The organism is Mesorhizobium sp. B1-1-5 (assembly GCF_006443065.1).
GTDB lineage: Bacteria > Pseudomonadota > Alphaproteobacteria > Rhizobiales > Rhizobiaceae > Mesorhizobium.
This window is the reverse complement of sequence record NZ_VFWS01000204.1, coordinates 1-4,306: the sequence shown is the minus strand read 5'-3', so window position 1 is coordinate 4,306 and position 4,306 is coordinate 1. Positions and strand designations below refer to the sequence as shown.

Annotated in this window: 4 protein-coding genes; 3 read left to right on the top strand and 1 reads right to left on the bottom strand. The window is 63.2% G+C overall.

Translation table 11 applies throughout. The annotated features are described in order from the left end of the window. On the bottom strand, positions 1 to 470 hold a 470-nt coding region (locus FJ980_RS29290; RefSeq protein WP_281406344.1), incomplete at its 3' end, for a BadF/BadG/BcrA/BcrD ATPase family protein. Positions 471 to 669: 199 nt separating this feature from the next. On the opposite strand from FJ980_RS29290, the gene FJ980_RS29285 reads away from it, so the two are divergent. From FJ980_RS29285 to FJ980_RS29275, 3 genes are all read left to right on the top strand, one after another. Beyond that, entirely contained in the window at positions 670 to 1,620 is a 951-nt protein-coding gene (locus FJ980_RS29285; protein ID WP_140547116.1) for an N-acetylmuramic acid 6-phosphate etherase, read from the top strand. 113 nt (positions 1,621 to 1,733) lie between these two features. Next, complete coding sequence (locus FJ980_RS29280; protein ID WP_140547114.1) at positions 1,734 to 2,993, top strand: ABC transporter substrate-binding protein; 1,260 nt, start codon at positions 1,734 to 1,736, stop codon at positions 2,991 to 2,993. A 242-nt stretch (positions 2,994 to 3,235) separates the two neighbouring features. Continuing rightward, positions 3,236 to 4,165 carry a sugar ABC transporter permease gene (locus FJ980_RS29275; RefSeq protein ID WP_140547115.1) on the top strand — a complete coding sequence of 310 codons (930 nt, stop codon included), beginning with the start codon at positions 3,236 to 3,238 and terminating at the stop codon, positions 4,163 to 4,165. Positions 4,166 to 4,306 lie beyond the last annotated feature (141 nt).

The window sequence follows — 4,306 nt, the reverse complement described above, 5'->3', positions numbered from 1 at the left end:
AGCAGGTCGCGGCCGATGCGGGCGCCGCTGCCCTGGTCGCCAACCTGGAAACCCCAGCCGCCGATGGCGCGCGACTTGCCGTCCTTACGCGCCATATAGGCGGTGCCGGTGCCCAGAATGGCCATGGCGCCGTCACTAGGCCCGACCGCGCCCTCTAGCGCGATCTCGGCGTCGGTTTCGACGCGACTCCGGCTGAAGGGCAGGATCGCTTCGAGCTGCTGCCGATAGGTGCCGACATTGGCGCCGGCGAGACCGAGAATAGCCGGCGTTTGGGGAATCAGCTCCGGATCCGCGCCGGCGGCCAGAAAAGCCTGCCTCGCCGCCTCGACGATGTTGGCGCGGGCACCGGTGAGGTCGGTGCGGATGTTGGCGGCACCGCTCTTGGCGCGACCGACGACGGCGCCGTCGACGGTCGCAAGGGCCGCCCTGCAGCTGGTGCCGCCGCCATCGATGCCAAGCACGAATTTCACGCGATTTCTCCTCAGGCCGGAATAATACCAATAAAATACCAATAGCCAAGAGTTAATTTCTGTTCAAAAAAGATTAAGGCGCATTTTATTGAAAAGTCGCGTTAATTTGCCGGCAAGCAAGGTCCGCCGCCTGAAATTCATTAATGCGTGTGGACAAGTGGTATTTTTTTGGTATTGTTTGCTCAGTCGGAGGAAAATGATGGCCGAGACGCGCACCGAAGCGCTCCACCAGAATGCCGAGGGGCTGGATGTCCAGGCCCCCGAAACCATTCTGGCATTCCTGGCCAACGCCCAGATCGAGGCCGGCAAGGCCGTGCACGGCGCCATCCCGGCGATTGCCGTTGCCGCCGAACTCATAGCGAAGCAATTGAAGAGCGGCGGCAAGCTCGCCTATGCGGCGGCCGGCAGCTCCGGCCTGATGGCGGTGGCCGACGCGCTGGAACTGCCGGGCACCTTCGGCATCGCGCGCGACCGCATCGCCATCCTGATCGCGGGCGGCGAGGAAGCCTTCCGCACGCTGGCCGGCGGACCGGAGGACGACACCGAGGAAGCAGCGGCGGCGGTTGCAGCGGCTGCCGTCGGCAAGGGCGACTGCCTGATCGCCATTTCCGCCAGCGGTTCCACGCCCTATGCCGTGCGGGCGCTCGAAGACGCGCGCAGCCGGGGCGCCGCCACCATCGCGATTGCCAATAATCGGGGCGCCGTCCTGTTCAAGCAGGCGGACGTCGCCATTCTGCTCGAAACGCCGCCTGAGCTGATCGCCGGCTCGACGCGCATGGGCGCGGGCACCGCGCAGAAGATCGCGCTCAACATGCTTTCGACGCTCACCGCCGTCCATCTCGGCCATATTCACGACGGCTACATGGTCAACCTGACCGCCGACAACATCAAGCTGCGCGACCGCGCCGTGCGCATGGTTGCCGCCATCAGCGGCAAGAGCCGCGACGACGCCGCCCGCCTGCTCGAAGAGAGCCGCGGCGGCGTCAAAACCGCCATTCTGCTCGCCGCGGGCGCCGCCAGCGCCGACGCGGCCGAGAAGATACTGGAAGGAACCGGCCAGAAGCTCAGGCCGGCGCTTTCCGCGCTGGGGCATGATCCCGAAAAGTGGAACCCGCTTTTCGGAAGAGATCATGCCCTAACAAAGAAGTAGGGCCTGTTTCATCCCGATTTCCATCGGGTGAAACGGGCTTGCGAGGGGAGCAAGGGGCGCTGAGCCTCTGTTCTCAAAACCGAACCTGAAAAAGGTCAACAGGGAGACTGAAGATGAAGACCAAACTACTGACGGCCCTTCTGCTCGGCACAAGCATCCTCGGAACGACCGGGATGGCGCTGGCCGAGGACGTGACGCTCAACATCGAAAGCTGGCGCGGCGACGACCTGACCATCTGGAAGGACAAGCTGATCCCGGCCTTCGAAGCCAAGAACCCCGGGATCAAGGTGGTGTTCGCGCCTTCGGCGCCGACCGAATACGACGCGGCCCTCGGCGCCAAGCTCGCCGCCGGCTCGGCAGGCGACCTGATCACCTGCCGCCCCTTCGACAAGTCGCTGGAACTGTTCAAGAAAGGCAACCTCGCCGATCTGAGCTCGCTGCCTGGCATGGAGAACTTCTCGCCCGTCGCCAAGGCCGCCTGGCAGACCGACGACGGCAAGTCGAGCTTCTGCGTGCCGATGGCCTCGGTCATCCACGGCTTCATCTACAACAAGGATGCCTTCGACAAGCTCGGCATCAAGGTGCCGCAGACCCGCGACGAGTTCTTCGCGGCGCTCGACAAGATCAAGGCGGACGGAACCTACATCCCGATGGCCATGGGCACCAAGGATCTCTGGGAAGCCGCGACCATGGGCTACCAGAATATCGGCCCGAACTATTGGAAGGGCGAGGAAGGCCGCCAGGCGCTGATCAAGGGCGAGCAAAAGCTGACCGACAAGGACTGGGTCGCGCCGTATGAGGAACTGGCCAAGTGGAAGCCGTATCTCGGCGACGGCTTCGAGGCGCAGACCTACCCGGACAGCCAGAACCTGTTCACGCTCGGCCGCGCCGCCATCTACCCGGCCGGCTCGTGGGAAATCGGCCTGTTCAACACCCAGGCCCAGTTCAAGATGGGCGCCTTCCCGCCGCCAGTCGAGAAGGCCGGCGACACCTGCTACATCTCCGACCATACCGACATCGGCATGGGCCTGAATGCGGCATCGAAGCATGCGGAAGAGGCCAAGAAGTTCCTGTCCTGGGTCGCCTCGCCGGATTTCGCCACCATCTACGCCAACGCGCTGCCCGGCTTCTTCAGCCTGAACTCCTCGCCGGTGAAGATGGAAGATCCGCTGGCGCAGGAATTCGTCTCCTGGCGCGGCAAGTGCAAGTCGACGATCCGCTCGACCTACCAGATCCTGTCGCGCGGCACGCCGAACCTCGAGAACGAGACCTGGGTTGAATCGGCCAATGTGATCAACGGCACCGATACGCCGGAAGCCGCGGCCAAGAAGCTGCAGGACGGCCTCGACAGCTGGTATAAGCCGGCGAAGTAAGAGCATCGATTGCGATGCCGGCCGGGCTCGGGCCCGGCCGGCGTTCAAACAGTCCCCGATAGCGATTGTCGGCGCAGCCTCCCGGTCTTACCCTCACCGTGCGGGGAAGACGGAGCCGATCTGTCGCTGGCTTGTCTTTCTCCTCGAAGGGGACAGCCAAGCCGTGCATCGAGGCACCAGCTAGCATCGACCGAACTGGAACCCAGAGACGGCGGGGAACCGAACTCATGGCTACCGAACTCATGGCTGCAGAAACGCGACCGAAAAGAGCGATCCGCTGGCATGTCGGCGTCTTCCTGGCGCCGGCGGTGCTGGTCTACACCGCATTCATGATCCTGCCGCTGTTCGGCACGCTGCAGCTTTCGCTGTTCCGCAACATCGAGCAGTCCCAGGTCTTTGTCGGATTGGGCAATTTCCGCACACTGTTCGGCGATCCGAACTGGTCGGTGAATTTTTGGAACGCGCTCAGGAACAATGTCTGGTTCTTCATCATCCACATGCTGATGCAGAACCCGATCGGTGTGCTTCTGGCGGCGCTTCTTTCCAGCCCTCGGCTGCGCTTCACCGCCTTCTACCGCACGGCGATCTTCGTGCCGACGATCCTGTCCTTCGTCATCGTCGGCTTCGCCTGGAAGCTGATCCTGTCTCCGATCTGGGGCGTGGCGCCGCATCTGATGGATTTCGTCGGATTGAAGAGCTTCTTCACGCCGTGGCTCGGCAAGGAGCACTATGCGCTCACCGCACTCAGCCTGGTCTCGGTCTGGCAGTTCGTCGGCATCCCGATGATGCTGATCTACGCGGCGCTGCTGTCGATCCCCGACGAAGTGATCGAGGCGGCCGAATGCGACGGCGTCACCGGCATGGCGCAGTTCTGGAAGATCAAGCTGCCGCTGATCCTGCCCTCGATCGGCATCATCTCGATCCTGACCTTCGTCGGCAATTTCAACGCCTTCGACCTGATCTACACGGCGCAAGGGGCGCTCGCCGGGCCGAACTATTCGACCGACATCCTCGGCACCTTCCTCTACCGCGCCTTCTTCGGCTTCCAGCTGCAGGTCGGCGATCCCAACATGGGCGCCGCGATCGCCACGATCATGTTCCTGATCATCCTCGCCGGCGTCTGCGTCTACCTGTTCCTCGTGCAGACGCGCCTGCGTCGCTACCAGTTCTGAGGGTTGGAGATGTCGAGCTTGAACACTTCCCTCTGGCCTGCCGGCCATCTCCCCCTCAAAGGCAGGGCTATTGCACATGGCTTTGGGACTTCGGAGAACCCGGCATGTCTTGACGTCATCCTCGGGCTTGTCCCGAGGATC